This is a genomic window from Thiothrix litoralis, from assembly GCF_017901135.1.
GTDB lineage: Bacteria > Pseudomonadota > Gammaproteobacteria > Thiotrichales > Thiotrichaceae > Thiothrix > Thiothrix litoralis.
Genome location: NZ_CP072801.1, coordinates 4,044,726 through 4,065,718 on the forward strand (window position 1 = coordinate 4,044,726; position 20,993 = coordinate 4,065,718).

A 20,993-nucleotide genomic window follows, 5' to 3' on the forward strand; every position below is an offset into this window, starting at 1 on the left:
AAACCACAACGAAGCTATTATGTTGAAGAAATTTATTATCGCATTTGGGCTATGCGTCACTCTCGGAAGCGCTGTTGCGAAAGATGCAACGCAGTCTGCCCGCTCCGCTCCCCAGCCTGCCGAGCTTACTCTGATTCGCCACGCGCAGACGGCTGATTTGCCCGATGAAATCAAGACGCTGATGCAGCAATACAAAATTCCGGCGGATAACTTGAGTGTTTACATCCGCGACCTTAACGCGGATGTGCCGATGGTGGTACATCACGACAAGGTGCCGCGCAACCCTGCGTCGGTGATGAAGCTGCTGACGACTTGGACGGCACTCAAGTTGCTTGGCCCCAGTTATACTTGGAAAACCGAAGCGTGGACACGCGGCGAATTCAAGGATGGTGTCCTCAACGGTGATTTAATTCTCAAGGGTTTCGGCGACCCGTTTCTCACCGATGAGGCTTTTTGGCAATTGCTGCACGATTTGCAACTCAAGGGCTTGAAGGAAATTCGCGGCAATTTGATTGTCGATAATAGCTATTTCAGTCTTCCCGATTACGATCCGGCAGCCTTCGATAACGAGCCAACCCGTGTCTACAATGCCCAGCCGTCGGCGTTGATGTTTAACTTTCAGGCGAATCGTTTTCTGTTTGAGGCTGATAAAAGCAATGGCAAGGTGGGGATTACGCCGTTCCCACTGATTCCCGGTTTGCAGTTGGAAAACAGCATGACCCTAAGCAAAGGTGGGTGCAGCAAACAGCATTACCGCCCAGACTTTGAGCAGGAAAGCACGGGTCTCAAAGTGTCAGGCGCTTATTCGGCAGATTGCGGTAAAAACTTTATCCTGCGGGTCATGTCCACGCCAGAACAGCATGTCTTTAATGCTTTTCAGGATGTCTGGCATTCTCAGGGCGGCGTCTTTAACGGTAAATTGCAAACCGGGCAGGTGCAAGCTAGCGATGTCTTGTTGCATACGCATGAGTCGCGTACCTTGGGCGAACAAATCCGCTTCGTTAACAAGTGGAGTAATAACGTGATGGCGCGGAATATTTTCCTCACCCTCGGCGCTGAGATGCTGGGAGCGCCCGCGACGTTGGACAAGAGCCGCATGGCAACCGCCGAACTGTTGCAAAAGTCAGGCATTGAATACACCGGAATGGTGGTGGAAAACGGTTCTGGTTTGTCACGTGTTGCCCGTCTGAGCGCCCGTCAGTTGGGGCAGTTGCTGGAAGTGGCGTGGCGTGACCCGTATATGCCGGAGTTTATGGCCTCAATGCCGTTGCTGGGTGAGGATGGTACGTTGGCGACACGCTTCAAAAATGCTGATTTGCGCGGGCGCAGTCACATGAAAACCGGCACGCTCAACGATGCCACCGCGATTGCCGGGTATATGATTACCCGCAGTGGTAAGCGTCTGGTGATTGTGTTGCAGCATAATGGTCGGGAAGCGCAAGGGAGCGGACGTCGGTTGCAAGATGCTATTTTGACGTGGGCATTCGAGCAATAGCACCCGCTGAGTGGTGTAACAGTTGAGGGACTGAAGTGATGAATATTCTACTGGCTGATGATCATGCCTTGTTTCGTGAGGGTATGGCTTTGTTGCTGAATCAGCTCTTTCCACAAGCGACGATCATTCACGCCAATAGTTGGGTAGAGGTTCATCAGGTCATACACCAATATACGCTTAGTCTGGCTCTGTTGGATTTGTCGATGCCGGGGCAGCAGGCATGGGAGGAAGAGTTAACCGATGTGATGAGTGTTGTTACGGGTGTCGCGTGTATCGTGTCTGGTAGTAGCTCACAAGAACACATTAAAACAGCCTTTGGCATGGGGGTTAAGGGGTACATCCCTAAAACCATGGCGATGGCGGATATGGTATCGGCCTTACAGTGCTTAATGGCTGGCGGTATTTATTTGCCGGATAATGTCTGGCTTCAAACCACGGATCCTGGTGCGTCAACGTCATCTGTACTGACCTGGCGGCAACGCGAGTTACTGACGCTGTTGGCAAAAGGTAACAGTAATAAGCAAATGGCAGCATTATTGACGCTGACCGAGGGTACGGTAAAACGTCATTTGCATAATATTTTCAGAATTCTTGATGCCAATAATCGCGTGGAAGCGGTGAATATTGCCCGTGAACGCAATTTGCTGCTTAACCTTGGAGCGTGAAATGCGTATGAATCGCGTGTTTCAAGGTTTCAATGTGGATCGGTTTATACAAGGTCGGTAATTGGCGCTGTTGCAACTCACGGATAATTACTGGGTTGGTGTTGCCGGTTAAGATGAGCGTGGGTACGGGGTGCGGCATGTGTGCGCTAATGGCGCTAATCGCTGTGGTGGCAATGTCGCCCCCTTCTAGTTGGTAGTCTGAAATCAGCATATTCGGGAGCCAATCGTGTAAGTGCTGTAATGCCTTCTGGGTATTGCTGGCAGTTCTGACGTCTAATCCCCATGCGCTGAGTGCCGCCGATAAGGCTTCGGCAACTTCACGGTCATCTTCTATTGACATCCTCCCCACGGCTAAAGCCGGGGGATTCCTCCTGCGAGACGGTAATGTCCTACCGCGAGAATGTTCCGGGCTGCATTGACATCTCTGTCAAGTAGTGCCCCACAGTCGGGGCAAGTCCATTCTCTTATTCCAAGTCCTGCTCTACCTTTCGGACTGTTGACAGAAATACTTCCGCAACACGAACAGGCTTGGGTACTGTACGCTTCGTTGACTTCGAGAAACACGCCTTGCATCGCTTTCGATTTTGCATCAAGTTGTGTTTTCAGCATTGACCACCCGGCATCCAATACGGACTTAGCCATATTGGTTTTGACGAGTGCCTTACTGCTGACGTTGCCGACAACGATTAATGAATTTTCACGCACCAGCTTGGTGGTGAACTTGTGCAGGTGGTCAGCCCTGCGGTTTTTAACCTTGGCGTGGATAGCCTTGACGCGCTTCTTTTTGTTGGCGCGTTGGGCTACCGCCAGTTGCTGTTCAGCATTGCGGTAGAACTGCTTTGATTCCAGTTTTAAACCGTTGCTACAAGTGGCGGTATCTTTCAGACCAAGATCAATCCCGACTTCACCGCGCCCTGCGACTTCAACAACGGGCACTTGCACCACGACATTGAAATACCAACGTCCACGGGAATCCTCGGTGAAAGAGCCGGAACGGAAGTCGTACTGCGACAAGCCGTAGCTATCCCACACTTTGAAAAAGTGCTTGTTGTAGCGAACTTGTCCGTCCTTCCACACGGCTGCACCTGATTTGAAGGGAATCCAGCCCAGTGAACGACGGCTACCGCCAGACACACGCCAGCGTAGCTTATCTTTTTTGAACTGTTTGCGAGCTTTAGCGTGTGCCTCCGTTACTTCCTGCACCGTCTGCGAGTGAATGGTGAAACCGCGTGCCTTCTTGAAAATGGCTTGGCTTTTGGCTAGGTCAAATGCTGTGAAGGTGTTACGAATCCAGCCAACACCCGGAACAGGAACATAGCTGTAGTCTGCGGTAGTCGCATTGGCTTCATTCCAAATTTGGTTACACTCGAACGCCCACTGCTTTAGGACAGCAGCGTGCTTGTCCTTGACGCGGACTTTGAGTGTTTTCAGGATGGTGGCTTCTGTATTCATGTGGTATATTCTACACTCAGTTAACTAGGAGAACAACATGGAAAGCACAAAATACGCATCAGTCAGGGTGAAAGTTGAAACCTATCGTGACTTGAAAAAAGCCGCGATAGATGAAGGCATTCCATTCACACAGTTGATTGACAAGCTGCTTGCTCTTTACCAAGAAAGAGAAGTTAGCCAAAGACGCTTATATCCCCATGCCTAAAGGCAGGGGTATTACGCGATTTGTGATAACAGTAAGGTATGCAAGTTTTGCGGTGGTGACTGCGCGAGTTGTGTATCGTGAGTGTGTGGGGTCAGTGCTGTGGGCGAGCCTTCTGTCAATCGGATGCGTGCAGGAATATCCAGCATAAAACGGCAACCGAGGTTCGGCGTAGAGACCAGACGTAGTTCGCAGCCAAGTAAATCGGTCAGGCGTTTGACGATGGATAAACCCAGCCCAACACCTTTAGTGCGATTTCGTTCAGGGTTATCCAGTTGATAAAAGGCTTCAAAAATACGCTGTTGCTCGTGTTGAGGGATACCTTTGCCGTTATCCCAGATTTCCAGCCGTAAGTCGTTGCCGTGGCGGCGGATACCCAAGAGAATTTTACCGGGTCGCCCCATGTGTTTGATGGCATTGTCCAACAAGTTACTCAGAATGCGGTTCAGTTGTTCAGGGTCGGTGAAGAGGTACTGACGGGTTTCTACATAATGTAACTCAATGTCTTGGGTGTCGGCGATGTCGGCATAGCGTTGATAGAGCTGCCGAAACAGTTGGTTAAGTGCAACGGGTTGCGGTTGGGTTTGGATAGCTCCTGCGTCCAGTTTGGCGACATCCAGCAGGGCTTCCAATAAACTGGCAAGGTTTTTGGAAGATTGGCTGAGCTTGTTAAGCAGGGTTTGCTGTTTGCTGTCAGTGAGTCGTTCGGCAAGTAGACCTTCAAATAAACGCATCGCTTGCATGGGTTGGCGTAAGTCATGGCTGGCGGCAGCGAGAATACGGGTTTTTTCTCGGCTGATGGTTTCTACTTGTTGTTTTTCCTTGGATAGCGCATCCAGCAGACGCTGGTTCTCCTCGCGTTGATACAGTACCTCCATGTAAATTTGGTTCAACTTGAGGCCGTAGACACAGCCGACTATGGCAAAAATGGTAGCAGCCGCTGCAATCCAGTAAAACAAGAGGCCACCTAACCACAAGGCCATGAGAATGACGGGGATGAGGCACGCGAGAACCCCGGTTATGGTGACTGCTTTGTGTAAAGGCGTGGAGACTACATAGCCTAGTACGACTGCGCAAATGGTGATGCTCAGGAAAAAAGCACTGGTGATATTTTCAGGCTCAATGAGCACTGCCCAGCCAATGCCCCACGTTGCCCCTGTTAAAAGGCTCAAGGGTAGTTCCAGACCATATTCCCACATGTGGCGGATAGATTGGTGATTGTGGCGGTAACGCCAATAGAGGAACAGCAGAATGCTGCTCCAGAACGCTTGAAAGCCTAACCAGACCAATACCTTGGTGGTAAGCTTCGCGTCCAGTGAGATGAGTGCTATTGCCAGTAGTAACGAGGTAATCAGCACGGCAAGCGCAGAATTGAAGTAATTGCTAATGGCAGCCCGTATCTTTTCATCAAGAAAGTCGGTTGTTGGCCTGGATGGAATATGGGTAAGCTCTGTCATGTTCGTATTATCCTGTGCCTGTATGTCTAATGGAAGGCGGTTGTGTTGAAGTTGTGGTATTTACTGCTGGTGGGTCTATGGGTGTTGAGCGCCCCGGTGCAAGCAGGCCAGTCGCCGTTGATATTACCTCTTGACGCGGGACAAATAGCCGTTACGCCTCAGGTGGCCTTGCTTGAGGATGCTACCCACCAGCTTGATTTGGCTGCGGTGATGGCAGCCGCTGATGCTTTTCGTATAGTTGAGGGAGGGTCTGTGCCGAATCTTGGGCGTACCCGTTCTGCTTGGTGGTTGCACTTTACGGTGACGAATCCTTCCGGTGAGCCTTGGTATTTATTACTGGATACCTTGTTGGGGGATGAGTTTACTTTGTACCTGTTTCCTGATGGTGCTGACATCCAGCAGCTTACAGCGGCAAGTGGGGCACAATATGCCGAGCCGTTGCACGATTTCCCGCGCCGGGCGTGGCAGGTACATTTGCCACCTGCTCAAACGTTTCAGGTGTACATGCGCGTTACCAATGGTGCTTCCATTTTGCGCTTGCCGGTGGCGTTCTTGTCTGCCAATGCGATGCTGGAACGTAGCAATGAGCAGTATTGGTTACTGAGCAGTTTGTATGTGGCCATGTTGTTGCTGGCGACCTATCAGATGCTAATGTTTGTCAGTTTACGGGAATCCAGCTACCTGTTTTTGTCCATTCATATTGTGGCGATGTTTGCCACCCTGCACCGTACCAACCCATTATTTCCCGCTTTAGCGTTTTTGAGTGACACCGGGTCGTATTTTTTCACCGCGCCCGTGTTTGTTGCCATTGCCGCCTTTTTGTTGTTTAGTCGCCAGATTCTGGATTTACCCCAACATTATCCCAGATTGAGCCGCCTTTACCTGTGGGCGGCGGGGATGACTTTAGCCCTAATTGTGATCGCAGGTGGGATGCCGGATGGGACGGTCATACCCAGTTGGTTAGGCTTGGGTTTGTACTTGCTGGAAATTCCAGTGAGTTTGCTGCTGGCTTCGCGGGGCAACAAGATTGCGCTCTATTTCGGCGGATTGCACATCATTGCACTGATGACGCAATCCTTGAACTGGTGGCATTTGGCGCTGAATGCCCAGTCTTGGGAGCCTTCCCAAGACCTTTACATGGGGCTGATCAGTGTGCAGTTGATTTTCCCCGTGACGTGGCTTCAGGCGATGCGCGTGCGTGTCCAGCGCGAGCAAATCCAGAAAACGGAAGCAGAACATAAAGCCAAAGACGAGTTTCTGGCGGTGATGAGCCATGAATTGCGTACCCCCTTACACGCGATTGTGGGCTTGACGGGGTTGTTGCGGATGGATTCGCAAGCCGATAAGCAAAGCGAGTACCTTGAGCGCTTGCATACCGCCGCCCAGCACCAGTTGCATTTGGTGGGCAATATCCTCGACATGGCGAAAGCTGCCAGTCATACCGTGCAACTGGATAAGCAGCCGTTCCGCTTGGCTATTGCGATCCATGCGGTGACGGGGCTGGTAATACCGCTCGCCAGACAAAAAGGGCTGGAGTTGTTGGTGCAGGTAAACGGGGTGATTGAGGATGTGACGGTGGTGGGTGACAGGCTGCGTTTGACGCAGGTGTTGATGAATTTGTTGGGCAATGCCATCAAGTACACCCGCTACGGCTACATTACCTTTGGGGTCACTGTCCAACAATCAGCCAATGGTAGCTTCCAGATAGGTTTCGCGGTTACTGATACGGGTATCGGTATCCCGGCTGATAAGCTGGCGTATCTGTTTGAGCCGTTTTCACAAATGGCTGGGCAGGCTTCCCTGCAACAAGGCGGGGTGGGCTTGGGGCTAGCCATCAGTAAACGTCTGGTGGCGGCAATGGGGGGCGAGCTGAGTGTGAAAAGCCAGCTTGGTGAAGGCAGCACGTTTGCTTTTGGCCTGGCATTGGAGGCAGCGGCATTACTGGCTGTGGATGACACAGCGGTGACGCAGCATACCTTGCCGCCGGGCTTACGGGTTTTGTTGGTAGATGATGCGGAACTTAACCGTTTTGTGGGGGCGGAAATGTTGCACAACATGGGGGTGAATGACGTGGTGCTGACCCCGGATGGGGAGTCTGCCATCTTGCAACTCCAGCAACAGGATTTTGATGTGGTGCTGCTGGACATCAGTATGCCGGGGATGGATGGCTTTGAGGTAACACGTTGGGTACGTCATCATGGGCATAACCCGCAAATGCCGATCATTGCTTTGAGTGCTCATGCGCTGTCACAGGTGCAACAGGAGGGGGAAGCGGCGGGGATGGATGCTTTCTTGCCCAAACCGTTTGAATATGCCGGTTTGGTGGAGGTGATTCAACAGGTGCTGTCAGCCGGGCGCAGTGCTTAAGGCGGAGAGTGCCGCCAACTGTTCTTGATACGTGTGGTGCAGGGTTTGCCTGAAAGGCTCAGTTCTGGAGCTTGGGGTGTCTGCTTGTATTTGCAGTAGCAGGGGAAGCAGCGCGTCCAGCCCCAGTAATTTGATCATGGATAATAGTTTGTGTGCTTGTTGGGAGGCTTCTGCCCATTGCTGGTGTTGCAGGTGTGCTTCCAGCATGGCGTAGTCCTTACTCAATTCTGGTAGTGCTTTGCGCAGGAAGAGGGTTAGTTGCTGCTGGCTTAGTTTGTTGCTTAAGGGCATGAGGGGTGGGTGGGTATTATGCATGACTTTTTAGGCGATTAGCCCGCGTTGACGGGCGTGTTTAATGGCTTCGACCCGGTTGCTGACGGCCAATATCTGAAAAATATTGTAGACATGGCGTTTTACCGTGCCTTCAGTCAGCTCAAGCATGGCAGCAATTTGTTTATTGCTGTGGCCTTGCGCCAGCAGCCGAATGATGGCGCACTGGCGTTGGGTCAGTACTGCTTTATCGTAGTCGTTTGCGGTGGGTGTTTCCCAGATCTGGTTAGGCAAGTAGGTTTTCCCCGACAGGATCAGGGCGATGGCATATTGCAGTTCTTCGGTATCTACCAGTTTGGGAATGTAGCCTTTGATACCGAGCTGGAAGGCTGACTGGATCACTTCTGGTGCGGTGGTGGCCGACAGGATGCACAAGGGCAATGCCGGGAATTGTTGCGATACTTGTCGAATTTCATCAGGCCAAGGCATTTGACCGGGCATATTGAGATCGACCAGCGCTAATGCGATGGTATTTCTTGCCAAGACACGGTGGACTTCATACCAGCTATTGGCTTGATACCATTCAATGTGAGGAAATTGATTCCTCATCAGCAGCATCAAGCCTTCCCGAAACATGGCGTGGTCATCTGCCAGTAACACTTTCATAAAACAGCCTCGAAACTGGTGATCTTGGGGTGAGTATTGTTAATCATATCATGTGGATGCTGTGAGTTAAGTATTTTGTTTTCCGATGAGGTGAGATTCCAATACGTGAGTTTCTTGTTTATGTGCAAAATTTACTCTGCACTCATGTGTGTCTAAAGTTGTATTTTTACAACTTTAGATGTATTTCATGTGTCTTTGGTTGAATTGCTGAAGCGCATATGAATGGTTAATCTTTACATGTAGAAATTAATCACCTGCAACTGTTTGGAGAGCGGAGATGACTCGATACGGGCTTACGTTGTTATTGGGTGTGCTTGCCTTGTCGGCCTGTACGGACGAGAGTGTCAAACCTTCACCTACGACTCCACCAGCGACAATGGTTGGTGGATATTCCAAAATCGCCAACCCCGATGCTGATCAGGGGTTGTTTCAGGTGACTCAATTCCTCGGGTCTAAGATTGGTTTGCAAGAAGGCAACCCTTCTATGAGGCTGGATAAGGTTCTCGAAGCCTACAGGCAGGTTGTGGCTGGCTATAACTACCAAGTAAAGCTACAGATGACCGATGGCTCACAGTATGAGGCGGTGGTGTATGTTGGCTTGGATGATGAAATGCAGTTGACCCGTTTGAAAAAGTTGCGTCCTTCCTCCCCGACGGCTGGCAAGCATTCAGTGCCTCGCCCGGTCGCAGGTGGCTATAACAAAATTGCTGACCCTGATCAGAACCGTTATTCAGACCAAGGTTTGTTTGAAGCAACCAAATTCTTGAGTTACGAAATTGGTGAGCAAGAAGGCGATCACTCTATAGGTATTGATAAGGTTCTCGAAGCCTACAAGCAGGTTGTTGCGGGCAATAATTACCGTGTGACAGTACAAATGACCAATGGCTCACGGTATGAGGCTGTTGTCTACATCAGTTTACAACATGAAGTAAGTCTGACCAGTTTGAAAAAATTGTAAGGCTGGTTTTTTAATAGTGTGTTACTCAGGAGTTTTTTATGAAAAAGATGTTTTTTGCTTCAGCTTTATTGGCATTTTCCAGTATCGCTACTGCTGGTACAGGTTTGAATTGTTCAGATGACAATGTATTGGCTGATATTAATAGACTGGAGGCTTGCTATACACAGGTTGATAGTGAGTTGAATGGTACGTTTAAAGAATTGCAAGCCCGGCATAAAGATGTCAAGGAAAAAATGGCGGCTTTGAAACAAATGCAGCTTGGCTGGATTAAAATGCGGGACGCTCAATGTGATTTTCAAAGTATGAACTCTGCTGGTGGCGGCGGTGTTGCGCAAACGGCTATGCGTTGCATTGTTGAAATGACTATTCAGCGTGATAAAGAATTGCAGGACTTGTAATTTTACTGTTCTTGGCGATTATCTTTTAAAGGATAATCACCTAGGTATGAATTGACTCTCTAGGTAAGCATAAGATTTTTTTCTCTCACTGACCCTCCTTGTGGCCGCCTGTTAACAGGTGGCCGCCTTTTATAAAAGGTGTTGTCTATTGATGAACTGCCTTAGAGAGCTTATATTTCTATAATGGCTGCTATGGATTTTTCGGGCAATATTGAATTAGGTGGGGTGAATACGCTCAGCATTCCCTGAGGGTAGTGTGTATTTTTTAAGTAATTATAAGGGTGTATATGCAAGTTAAATTTTTAAGCATTTTCGTCGCCGCCATTATGGTGTTGGCTATTCCAGTACAGTCCATGGCAAAAGATGGCCTGTTTATTGTTCGTCAGATAGATAAGATGCCAGAGGTTTTTGTTCAGTCCGTAGAGGACTATGCAAAGAAAAAGGATTGGAATTATCTGGGCGCTAGCAAGGTGAAAAAAGGCGAAATCACGCTAGTGAAGTTTTGTATTACTGAAGTTGGCAAGCAGCTTTGGCAGCAAGGGTTGTATCTGAGCGCTATGGCACCATGCGGTAATATCGGCGTTTATCGAAAAGAGGGGGAAACAGAAATTTCTGTATTGAACCCACGTTATATGAATATCTTGGCTCCCAGCCCAGAAATGGAAAAAATCAGTGTGTTAGCTGAGACGCAGATGCTGGAAATGCTGGATGAAATTGCCAAGTAATGTAGTGAGCTTGTATTGATGGGCATGATTTTAAGAAATTATTATTGGTAATATGAGGCTTGGTATGAAATTTTTTTTTGGGAAAAAAAGCGTTAGTGCTTTTGTAGTGGTTTCCGTATTGATGGGTGCTGAAACGGCATACGCTGGTGGTATTGGGGAACGTTATCTGGCAGTGGATGTTGGTACCACTGAAAACAGCGATAATACCGATCTGTATTATTACGATGCTGGCTCTGGGGATTATTTGGCAGAACGTGCTGATCAGGCAGTCGGGGTTCGCGCCGGTTACAGGGTAACGGATAAGGTGGCGATTGAAGCCGGGTATGTGGATTTGGGGAGAACTTTTGACGCTGTAGAATATCCAGATGGCCTATATGGCATGGGTGAACAAAAAACCAGAGCCTTGACATTAGGTGTGGTTGGTTCTGCGGCGTTAGGTCATCAGGTGAATGCTTATGCTAAAGCAGGGGTTGCCTATTATCAATCTAAAGCCACTTATGATGATGTGTTGTTACCTGCTGAACTCAAAGTATCCGATACCGGGTTTACACCGACTGTAGGTTTGGGAGTGAGTTATCGTTTGTCGAATCACTTGGCTGTGAATACGGGATTTGATTATTACCATGAGTTAGGTCAGCGGGAAGACCTGTTTGATAATACTGATAATAGCATTGAAACAGTTAAAAGCAGTACGGGCGTATTATCTTTAGGGCTGGGGTACAGTTTCTAATGTTAATAATTGAGGGTGGCAGTGCCACTGTCGGCGTATTGGTTAAGGGCTTTTGTAAACAGGAAAATAGATATGTATACGATAAAACATTTAAAACGGACAATATTAGTGACACAGGTAGCGGCAGCGCTATTATTAACAGCTTGCGGCGGTGGCAGTAACAATACTAGTGCTACAGCGAGTGGGCGTTTGGTTGCTCCTATTGTACAGGGTGTTAGTTTTAGTACGGCCACGACTTCAGGCGTGACAACAGCAGAAGGGGGCTTCAGTTGTCAAAGTGGAGAAACGGTCACCTTGAAAGTCGGTAGTGTCATATTGGGGACATTACCATGTACCGCTACTGATAAAGATTTGCTGGATACTGTTAGCGGTATAAGTGCCGATACACTGATTCCACTTATGCAACAAGCGGCAACCAATCCGACACCGAATGCTTATGATAAATTGCTTAACCGTTTGGCTTTTCTAATCAGGATGGATAGCGACCAGAACATCAGTAATGGTGTTAGTTTGCCATCAGGCTTGGCGAATTTGTCGCATATGCAGTCCGGGGCGCTGAATTTTAATTTGGATTACGCCGTTTTTGTGCCACGCCTAGAACAACTTGTCGGGCAGGCTATGCGAGCGGGTTTGTATACGCAGCGCCCACAGCCATTGCTGGGCTGCAATTGTGCAGTGGAAATGCAGCAAGCTTATTTGGTGAAACTGTTGGAAAAAACCACTGGTAAGGCATTCCCCGGTTATGCGGCACAGGATATCTTCTCCAGCAAGGTTGATGGCAGTGGTTTCAGTACTAGTTTGCGTTACGATGCCGCAGGCAAGCTGATTAGCTCGTCCGAAACCCCACACAGTGCTACGAAGCCACAGGTGAATTATACGTTTCAATACGATAGCGCCGAAAGATTGGTGGGCAAACTTGGGGTGGAGGCAACCACTGGCCTGAAAGACATCGAACAAGCATGGGGTTATAATGCCGCCAATTATATCCTTTCCTATCAATATAATGGGTATGTTGATGGTGCTTTGAGCACACGCTTTAGTTCAACTGATAATGTGGATGCTCAAGGGCAGATCATTAAGCGAACGGAGACGGATGAAACCCTGAGCGGGGTAAATATTGGGTCGAGTAATAGGGTGGTCGATTTCAGCTACAACACCTACGGTGAAGTAGAAAAGATTTTGGAAGCGGTGACGGCAGCAGGCGTTACCACACTCAAGACGACGACCATCAGCCATGACAGTTCCGGCAACCGGACGCAGAAGGAAGTTGTTGAAAGTAATGCTACTGGTGCGACTTTGGCGACGTTACGTTACGGTTATACTTACGATGCCATGGGCAATCTGACCAAGCGCACCTACAGTAAGTTGAATGCGGCGGGTGTAGAAACTGAGTCCAATACCGGGGAGTTCCGTTTCAATAACGAAGCGAATGCCGTTCTGGGTGGAGCGACACGTACTTATAGCATGAATGGGAGTGTCGTTGGCAGTGTGCAGGATATTCTGACCTACGGCAGTCTTGACCTCAGTGATATTACCCTGGCCACTAGTAATAACCTTGCTCGCTTGTTGCGTATTTATAAACGGGGCACGACGAATGCTCAATCGGAAGATTTCCGCTATACATGGAACACGGCTGGTTATCTTGACGCAGTGAAAGTCGATACAACCAAGCTTGCAGGGGATGGTGCAACGGTTGTCTCTCGTAATAGTGACAGTTATCGCTACGGTTATGATGGCAACCGCTTAGTATCAAAAACTTATGATGCGGCGACTGATGGTACCTTCGACGAAAATAACACATACACATGGGTAGCATTGTCACGTTTGGGTGAGTATACCCTTGAGGATATGTTGTTCTTTTTAAGTGAACAGCAATCATATGCCGCTGTTAATACGAGTGACGATACCTTGCCAGTGCTATTTGCACCTGCCCAACGCGCAGCCACCAGTAGTACATCCAGTGTTCCATTATTACGCAGTAACCCTGCGTTGTGGTAATGCCTCGGGTATGCGATGACGTGAAATAAAGTAGTAAGACCCTCAACATTACCGCCTGTGAAAGCAGGCGGACTTTTTTCAAGAAAGGTCATGATGATGAATAAATCGCTGACAATGACGATGTTACCTGCCAACGAAGGTGATTGCCTGCTGATCACTTACGGTGCAGACGACGACAAAAATGATTGATGGTGGGCTTGCCTCGACCTATCAAAAGGCTATTAAGCCGTGTCTTGCTGAGCATGGCATTCAGGAATTGGAACTCTTGGTGGTGACGCATGTTGACCGTGACCATATTGAGGGTGTGCTGTCCCTCATGAAGGACGATTCCCAGCAGTTAAAGGTCAATAACATCTGGTTTAACGGTTGGTATCATTTGATTGGTACGACACCCGCCCCACCTGCACCCGTAGAGCCGGTGACAGCACTTGATCCTGATGAACCCGCACCCGTGTTCGGGGCAGTTATGGGGGAGGAACTCAGCCCGTTGATTCAGCAAAAAGGCTGGGCGTGGAATCAGCAATTTGGTGGTGGGGCAGTCGAGCTATCGGCTGTGCCGAACAACGTCATAAACTTCGGTGAGGTACAACTGACGTTACTGTCACCCAGCCGGAAAAAGCTGGAGGAAATGATCCCGGTTTGGGGAAAGGAATGCGCTGAGGCGGGCATGATTCCCGGCGTCCCGATTATTCCAACGCCTATGGCCAGAGTGAGTTTGAGTGAGGCCGAAAAAATGCAGATCAACGTTGATGCGTTGGCAGCAGAAAAAACCAAAGGCGATCATTCCAAAGCCAATGGTTGCAGTATTGCGTTTATGCTTGAATATCAGGGTAAGAAATTTTTGTTATCGGGCGATGCCCATGTTGATGTATTGGAAGCTGAACTGAAACGTTTGGGGGCATCAAAAGCTAAGCCGCTCCGTGTCGATTTATTCAAAATTCCGCATCACGGTAGCCAAAACAATTTGTCCAAAACGTTGCTTGAACTGTTGGATTGTAAACATTACTTGATTTCAACCAACGGGAATCATTTTCAGCATCCCGATGATGCAGCCATCGCAAAAATTGTCAAGTTTGGCACGGCTGAATCAACGTTGCACTTTAACTACAAAACAAGATTCAACCGACACTGGGAAAAAGCCGAGTGGCGGGAAACGTACCACTACCGTATTGAGTTCCCCAAAGAGGGTGAAGATGGGTATAAATTTTTAAGCTTTTAATTTTTGACGTAAATGATGTTTATTTAAGAGGGAGATACAGACGATGAAATCTGCGTGGTTAGTGATGGGGGTCAGTGTTTTGCTGACATCATGCGCGACATTAGAACCGGAAGAGTGCAAAACGGCTGATTGGGTGAAACTTGGTTACTCGGATGCTATGAGCGGCAGCAGTGTTATGCTCAGCGATTACAGCAAAGATTGCGCCAAGGCAGGCGTGACACCTGACCAGACAGCCTATATGGGCGGTTACAACAATGGTGCTAAGGCATTTTGTACTTACGACAAAGGTGTGGAAGTCGGCGAAAAAGGTAAGTCTGTCTCCGGTCTGTGTAACAAACCAGGGCTGGCAGAAGATTTCAATCGAGGTCTGGCAAAAGGTAAGGAGTTAAACAAAAAGCAAAAGGCCGTTAGCGGCAAAGAAGATGAACGCAACAAAATTGAGCAAAAATTGAGTGACATCAAGAGCGGCAAAGTTCAATCCACGGCACAGGATGTGGATATGCTTTATCGGGAAAAGAGTCTGATCGAAAAAGAAATTGACGTGCTCAAGCGCGAAAAAGACGCATTAGGTCGCTAAGCTCACGCTTGTTGGAAACACTGTATGGTGCTGTGATAGCATTTTTTTCAGTTTGTGCAAAATTCATTCTATATCAATGTACGACTAAAGTTGTAGTTTTACAACTTTAGTCGTATTTCATGTATCTTTAGTTGAGTTGCGGGACGCCATATGAATGGTTAATATTTGCATATAGAAATTAATCACATGCGATTGTTATAAGTTAATATTATTGGCTTATATGGATGGTGATGTCAAACATTCGCCTGCGGCTTTTTTTTAGTGTGAATGTTTATGCTGGTGAGTGTTTAGATTAAAGGAGTCCTGTGGAATGCGTTATTCATTTTTGTTTACGTTCTTGAAAACAAAATTTAGTTTCTGTGAATGTCATTTTCTAACATTTCCTTTGCTCAGGAGTGTTTTGGTTTTTGCATTAGCAGGTTTGTTGATGACCAGTTGTGGTGATTTTCAGAGGTCTATTAAAGAGCCTGAGATAAAAGCCAAACCCGAAGCCAAACCCGAAGCCAAACCCGAAGCCAAACCCGAAGCCAAACCCGAAGCCAAACCCGAAGCCAAACCCGAAGCCAAACCCGAAGCCAAACCCGAAGCTAAACCAAAGCCGTTACCTCTCTCGGCTAATGATGTTTCCATTTTGTTCCAACCCCCACAAAATAAAAAAGACATGGAAGCCCAAATTTCCTTAGCTGACCTCAAGTCAGCATTACCAGATGCCGCTTTCAATAATATGGAAGAGCTGGCAACGGGTGCGGCGGGACAGATCAATCCAGATGATGTTAATAACAAAATGAAGGATATGCTCGCTAAGGCTTCAAATGGAACAGTACCTGAAGAAAACGATGTAAGCGTTGATCCAAGTAATCTCCAGATTACGTTCCCGGATAACGTCAAAGGCAAAAAAGCGGCTTGGCATGTAACTGGCATCAGGGTTGATCCAAGCGCACCGGGCGTTTCAGACAATATCAGAAAACAATTTGGCACATCTCCACAGATTCGACTGATCCTAAGCCCTGTTACGGATGTCACTAAAACAAGTGCAAAGGATCATGATTTTGCGCTGCATCTGGTCTACAGCTTCATTGATGGCTTTGACCCAGCCCAACCGGGTACGGGTTGTCGAGCGCGTGCAAAGCCTGATCGGGCAACATTCAAGGCGATTGTTGATGATCTGGCCTCATTGAAACGTGATCTGGGCGCAGGCAAGCTCGGTGGTGTCAAGATAAACACGGATGGCGTATTGAATGTGCATCCCGGGTTGGCTAATCCGAAAACCCGTAAAGCCGTGCGTGACCGCCTTAAATCCATCCTCGACCAACATCTGCCACAAGGCCGTTTGGTGGCGATGGCCGTCATGGGCTTGGGCGGAAATGGTGTTGAGCCGTGGATTTTCTTGTCGATGGCGCTTGATCCGGCTACAGGGAAGTACATACCTGTACCATCGCCTACTCTGATGCAGTCAAAGGAACATCTGCAATTCTCCCAAATGTTGAGTTTTGTGACGGGGGATGTGCATGTTTTCCCTGAGCCTATCAACAATAATTTGAATCCCATAACCTGTCAGTCGCTCGCTGTACCTAAAGATGAGCGTAAAGGTGTAGCCACGGCAGAACTGTTCGATATTACCCTGGTCGGTGATGAAAAAACGGATAAGGCAGCCAAAGCAAAGGTGAAGCCAGTGGTTGATGCTATCGCTGATGTGTCAAGAAGCCACTTCTTCAATACTGACTGCGTGAGTTGTCACACTGAAACTCGCCGGGAAATGGAGCTGCTAGATAAGGATGCTTTCCCCGGAATTTCCAAAAAAGTGCTGCCTGCTAGCCCATACAATGTTCGTAATTTTGGCTGGTTTCTGTCGGCTCCTAGCGTAACGCGGCGCACACAAACGGAAACAGCCGAGGCCGTCGAGTGCATTAATCATCTAGATGCGTGCTATAACCGAGTAAAATAAGGGAGTGTAAGAAAATGTCGTCATCAAATTTATTTACTGTACTGATGTGTGCAAGCCTATTAACAGTGGGATGTAGTCATTCTCAGGATTCAGACAATAAACAGGTAGCTGAACCCGATAAAGGGCAGGCTATGAAGTTATCTGCCAACGATGTTTCCATTCTGTTTCCGCCTCCGAAAACCAAAGAGGATATGGCGCTTCAGATTTCCTTGGCTGACCTCGGCAATGCGATGCCGGATAACGTTTTTGCGAATATGGAAGAGGCAATACATAGCCCAGCCCTTCAGGTGGAAGACCTAGGTATTGATATTCCCAACGATGAGTTTAAAGGTTTCATCAGAGGTAAAAAAACGGCTTGGTATGTATCTGCCATTAGGGTTGATCCCAGTGCTCCGGGGGTTTCCGATGACATTAGAAAACAGTTTGGCACAATACCGCAAATTCGTTTGATTATGGTTCCCGTCACGCAGGATGCTGAGACAGGAAAACCCGTCGTACATGATTTTGCTTTGCACCTAATCTACAACTACACGAGTGGTGCGGATACGTCTGTGCCTAATGGTTGTTTTCCACGTCCCAAGCCTGATCGGGAAAAATTCAAATCCATCCTCGCCGACCTTACCCAGCTAAAAATGGATTTAACGGAAGGTAAACTAGGGGGTGTCAAAATCAATACTGAGGGTGATTTAGGTGTATACCCAGCCTTGAGTAATGCTCAAACTCGCCAAGCAACTCATGAGCGTATCAAATCATTTCTCAACAAACATTTGCCACAAGGCCAGTTCAGGGCGATTGCGGCGATGGGCGTTGGTGTCGCAGGGCCTGACAAATGGTTCTTTGCCTCAATGGTGGTAGACCCTGGTACTGGAAAGGTTATCCCCGTACCTTCGCCTGCCTTGCTGCAATCAGCACAAACGCCACAATTCACTCAAATGATAAATCTGAATGTTTCGCAATCATCCCATGATGTTGTGACAGTTACCCCCAAATCTGCAACGAATAATCTGAACCCTATTACTTGCCAATCTTTGTCTGTGCCTGAAGGAGAGCGCAAAGGCGTGTCAACCGCTGAGCTGTTTGAAGCAGCGATGCAGGTTAGCAGGACTGATATGGAAGTTATGAAGGCTGAGGCAGAGATAGAGCGTCTCAAAGCAAGCCTAGAGACATCTGAGGATCAGGAAGATAAAAAAATCATGAGCGATCAATTATTGGAGTTTCAAGCAGAAGAGAAAAGGTTGCAAGTTATCCAAGAAAAGTTACAAGTGGAGGCAAAAAAAGCGTCTGAACGTGTTCGACCCGTGGTCGATGTTATTGCTAACCCGGCACAAGCGCACTTCTTCAATACCGATTGTATTAGTTGTCATACCGAAACCCGCCGGGAAATGGAGCTTCTGGGCGTAGAGTCATTTAAAGGGCTCGCAAGCAATGTACTTCCTGATCGTCAATGGAATCTCCGCAATTTCGGTTGGTTTGGTGAGTCGAGTGTGGATACCGCTCTTCCTTCCGCAACCCGTCGTACCATGACCGAAACGGCTGAGGTTGTTGAGTGTGTCAATGATTTAGATGCGTGTTTCGATCGCGTGAAATAAGCCGCAACCGTTTAGATGGTGAGAGTATTGTATGAAACTTAGAATTATTCCTTGGGTTGCCAAAACCCTCGGTGTCATGGTGTTGCTATTGTTGTGTGTTGCCGGGGCGTTTTATTATTTCGGGAGCGCTTCTCTGAAGTTTGTTATCGCGCCGGGTCTGCCGGAGCGGGATGAGATTAAACGTGCCGTCTGGCTTGACCAAAACTGGTCTGATCGTGATCGTTTTTGGTTCCATCATGCGCCACAAGGCACGGCCACTATCCCTATACCTTATGACTGGTTTATGTCGCTGGAAGCACCTGAAATTTCACTGCTTTCCAACCCACCAATGCTGCATGATTCGGCTTATCTGGCACGTCTGGGTTTCATCAGCAGCCCTTCAGGTTGGGAGCGGGATGGGCATGGATACCGCCGTTATAACGAGGCAACGGCGGGTAATCCTGATTATGCCGGGCAAAATGTTGGGCAGGGTGAAAAGAAAGAGGTCTATGACTGGAAGGATTTTGATGAAAATCAGGATGGTTTGCCCGTCGGCTTCGTTAAGCTCAAAGCTGAAAAATTCAAAGTGGCTAGCGTGGGTGAGGCACGCAGCCCTGCTGATGGCAAACCGATGAATGGCGATAGCATTGGGTTAACTTGCGCTGCCTGCCACACGGGGCATTTTACTTATCAGGGTACTGATATTCGCATGGATGGTGCACCTGCGATGACGCATCTTGATAAGTTTCGCAGTGCTATGGGTGTGGCATTGGCTTTGACCGATAAGATGCCAGGGCGTTTTGACCGTTTTGCTGAGCGGATGGCTAAACGCAAAAATATACCGTTGGATGATAAGCAGGCGTTTGATGCATTCCAGAAGCAGTTGAGAGGGGCGCTTAAGGCTGCTATCAAGCAGGGTAAAACAGTTGCAGGTTTGGAAAAGACGATTGTCACGCAACGTTGTACAGAATCGGATAACTGCGAGAACTTAGATCCGGGTTTTGGTCGTTTGGATGCGCTTAACCGGATTGGCAATCAGGTGTTTTATTCCGACATTATTGACGCCAACAAGCCGGATAAGGCGATCAAGGAAAATCTTGCCGCCAATAATGCGCCGGTCAGCTTCCCGTATATCTGGTCAACGCCTTGGTTTTTGTGGGCGCAATATGATGGTTCAATCGAGCACCCGCTGATCCGCAATGCGGGTGAAGCCTTGGGGGTAAGGGCATTACTCAACTTGCAACAACCGAATAATCCGGCAGCACCTCTGTACGGTTCTTCCGTTGACCTTGGCAATCTGGTTGATATGGAGGAGTTGTTGCAAGGGTCAAGCCCCTTCGTTGGTGAAACGCGCGGATTTAAGGGCTTGCAAGCACCCAAATGGCCTAGCGCGATTTTTCCGCAGCAGGAAGTTTGGCAAATTGATCAGACCAAGGCTGATAAGGGTCGAAAGCTGTATAGCGAACTCTGTATGGGATGCCATTTGGAACCCGTGTCTGACCCTGCTTTCTGGAATTCCAAGCACTGGGTGGATCTGGAGGGCGAGAAATACCTGAACGCACCGGAAATTCCCCTCAGTGAATTGGGTACAGACCCTGCCCAAGCAAGCGTCCTGCTCAATAGAACGGTAAATGTGCCGGAATATTTGCAGCTTGACCCTTACAAATTGCTGGAAGGCTGTGGCTACCCTGCGGCTGCGATTGACAAGCTCGGCATTAAACCCGGCGTGCAAACCAAGGTTTTGTTTGGCTTGGCGTTAATGGAGGCGACGAAGAAAACAGTTGATAAGTTGATGCAGCAAGAAGGCATGAGCGAAGCTGAGCAGTTAATGTTGTGGGGTAAGCGCAAGAACTGCCCTAACCCTAATCTGGTTCAGGCGCTGTTGGACAAGGCAGAGGGCAAGGAGGCGCAATTGTATTACCGTACACGACCACTCGATGGTGTTTGGGCGACGGCTCCGTTTTTACATAATGGTTCCATCCCCAACTTGTGGTCGCTATTGTCTCCACAAGCTGAACGACCTGATAAATTTTGTGTTGGCAACCTCGAATTTGACCCTGTAAAAGTAGGTTACGAAACAGGTATTGTTGATGGCAAAGCGGTGTGTGATAAGCGTAACTTGTCTGCCCGTTTGAGCTTCCGTAAGGCTATTTACGAGTTTGATGTGAACCAGCCTGCTAACAGTAATGCGGGGCATGTCTTTGATGACGTGAAGGGCAGCACTAAAGGTGTTATTGGCCGTAAATTATCGGAAGATGAGCGCTGGGAGCTTATTGAGTTTTTGAAGACCCTGTAGTTGAG

The 20,993-nt window shown here is 48.4% G+C and carries 19 protein-coding genes; 14 read left to right on the top strand and 5 right to left on the bottom strand.

The genetic code is table 11. The features are described from left to right. Positions 1–19 precede the first annotated feature (19 nt). Both dacB and J9253_RS19590 read left to right on the top strand, forming a co-directional pair. Positions 20–1,495, top strand: coding sequence for a D-alanyl-D-alanine carboxypeptidase/D-alanyl-D-alanine endopeptidase (gene dacB / locus J9253_RS19585; protein ID WP_210222510.1), 1,476 nt, complete (start codon positions 20–22; stop codon positions 1,493–1,495). Between the two features lie 38 nt (positions 1,496–1,533). Then, positions 1,534–2,160 carry a response regulator transcription factor gene (locus tag J9253_RS19590; RefSeq protein ID WP_210222511.1) on the top strand — a complete coding sequence of 209 codons (627 nt, stop codon included), beginning with the start codon at positions 1,534–1,536 and terminating at the stop codon, positions 2,158–2,160. On the opposite strand, the gene J9253_RS19595 is transcribed toward J9253_RS19590, so the two are convergent. Beyond that, positions 2,144–2,500 (bottom strand): response regulator, encoded by a 357-nt coding sequence (locus tag J9253_RS19595; protein WP_210222512.1) that lies wholly within the window; start codon positions 2,498–2,500, stop codon positions 2,144–2,146. The genes J9253_RS19590 and J9253_RS19595 overlap by 17 nt on opposite strands. 11 nt (positions 2,501–2,511) lie before the next feature. Continuing rightward, positions 2,512–3,612 carry an RNA-guided endonuclease InsQ/TnpB family protein gene (locus J9253_RS19600; RefSeq protein WP_210222513.1) on the bottom strand — a complete coding sequence of 367 codons (1,101 nt, stop codon included), beginning with the start codon at positions 3,610–3,612 and terminating at the stop codon, positions 2,512–2,514. Positions 3,613–3,649: 37 nt separating this feature from the next. On the opposite strand from J9253_RS19600, the gene J9253_RS19605 reads away from it, so the two are divergent. Further along, complete coding sequence (locus J9253_RS19605) at positions 3,650–3,817, top strand: hypothetical protein (protein ID WP_210222514.1); 168 nt, start codon at positions 3,650–3,652, stop codon at positions 3,815–3,817. A gap of 11 nt (positions 3,818–3,828) precedes the next feature. Here the strand turns inward: J9253_RS19605 and J9253_RS19610 are convergent, their stop codons facing one another. Further along, positions 3,829–5,271, bottom strand: a complete 1,443-nt coding sequence (locus tag J9253_RS19610) for a sensor histidine kinase (protein WP_210222515.1) — start codon at positions 5,269–5,271, stop codon at positions 3,829–3,831. Between the two features lie 42 nt (positions 5,272–5,313). Here J9253_RS19610 and J9253_RS19615 point away from each other — a divergent pair, with 42 nt between their 5' ends. After that, the gene (locus J9253_RS19615; protein WP_210222516.1) at positions 5,314–7,638 is read left to right on the top strand and encodes a hybrid sensor histidine kinase/response regulator; all 2,325 of its coding nucleotides are present in this window, start codon (positions 5,314–5,316) and stop codon (positions 7,636–7,638) included. Here J9253_RS19615 and J9253_RS19620 read toward each other — a convergent pair. Then, a complete protein-coding gene (locus J9253_RS19620; protein ID WP_210222517.1) occupies positions 7,618–7,953 on the bottom strand; it encodes a hypothetical protein in 336 nt (111 codons plus the stop codon). The genes J9253_RS19615 and J9253_RS19620 overlap by 21 nt on opposite strands. A gap of 6 nt (positions 7,954–7,959) precedes the next feature. Beyond that, positions 7,960–8,574, bottom strand: a complete 615-nt coding sequence (locus J9253_RS19625; RefSeq protein ID WP_210222518.1) for a response regulator transcription factor — start codon at positions 8,572–8,574, stop codon at positions 7,960–7,962. 277 nt (positions 8,575–8,851) lie between these two features. On the opposite strand from J9253_RS19625, the gene J9253_RS19630 reads away from it, so the two are divergent. The 10 genes from J9253_RS19630 to J9253_RS19675 all read left to right on the top strand — a co-directional run bounded on the left by J9253_RS19630 (position 8,852) and on the right by J9253_RS19675 (position 20,988). Continuing rightward, entirely contained in the window at positions 8,852–9,532 is a 681-nt protein-coding gene (locus J9253_RS19630) for a cystatin domain-containing protein (protein WP_210222519.1), read from the top strand. A 38-nt stretch (positions 9,533–9,570) separates the two neighbouring features. After that, positions 9,571–9,930 (top strand): lysozyme inhibitor LprI family protein, encoded by a 360-nt coding sequence (locus J9253_RS19635; protein ID WP_210222520.1) that lies wholly within the window; start codon positions 9,571–9,573, stop codon positions 9,928–9,930. A 287-nt stretch (positions 9,931–10,217) separates the two neighbouring features. Continuing rightward, the gene (locus J9253_RS19640) at positions 10,218–10,655 is read left to right on the top strand and encodes a hypothetical protein (protein ID WP_210222521.1); all 438 of its coding nucleotides are present in this window, start codon (positions 10,218–10,220) and stop codon (positions 10,653–10,655) included. Between the two features lie 64 nt (positions 10,656–10,719). Further along, positions 10,720–11,385: an outer membrane protein gene (locus tag J9253_RS19645; protein WP_210222522.1), complete on the top strand. Its 666-nt coding sequence runs from the start codon at positions 10,720–10,722 to the stop codon at positions 11,383–11,385. Positions 11,386–11,457: 72 nt separating this feature from the next. Then, positions 11,458–13,383, top strand: a complete 1,926-nt coding sequence (locus J9253_RS19650) for a hypothetical protein (RefSeq protein WP_210222523.1) — start codon at positions 11,458–11,460, stop codon at positions 13,381–13,383. A gap of 181 nt (positions 13,384–13,564) precedes the next feature. Then, positions 13,565–14,602: a ComEC/Rec2 family competence protein gene (locus tag J9253_RS19655; protein WP_210222524.1), complete on the top strand. Its 1,038-nt coding sequence runs from the start codon at positions 13,565–13,567 to the stop codon at positions 14,600–14,602. 43 nt (positions 14,603–14,645) lie between these two features. Further along, complete coding sequence (locus J9253_RS19660) at positions 14,646–15,179, top strand: DUF2799 domain-containing protein (protein WP_210222525.1); 534 nt, start codon at positions 14,646–14,648, stop codon at positions 15,177–15,179. A 310-nt stretch (positions 15,180–15,489) separates the two neighbouring features. Beyond that, on the top strand, positions 15,490–17,124 hold the full coding sequence (locus J9253_RS19665) for a hypothetical protein (protein ID WP_210222526.1): 1,635 nt from the start codon (positions 15,490–15,492) through the stop codon (positions 17,122–17,124). 14 nt (positions 17,125–17,138) lie between these two features. Next, positions 17,139–18,713 (top strand): hypothetical protein, encoded by a 1,575-nt coding sequence (locus J9253_RS19670; RefSeq protein ID WP_210222527.1) that lies wholly within the window; start codon positions 17,139–17,141, stop codon positions 18,711–18,713. A gap of 31 nt (positions 18,714–18,744) precedes the next feature. Continuing rightward, on the top strand, positions 18,745–20,988 hold the full coding sequence (locus J9253_RS19675; protein ID WP_210222528.1) for a di-heme-cytochrome C peroxidase: 2,244 nt from the start codon (positions 18,745–18,747) through the stop codon (positions 20,986–20,988). Positions 20,989–20,993: the final 5 nt, after the last annotated feature.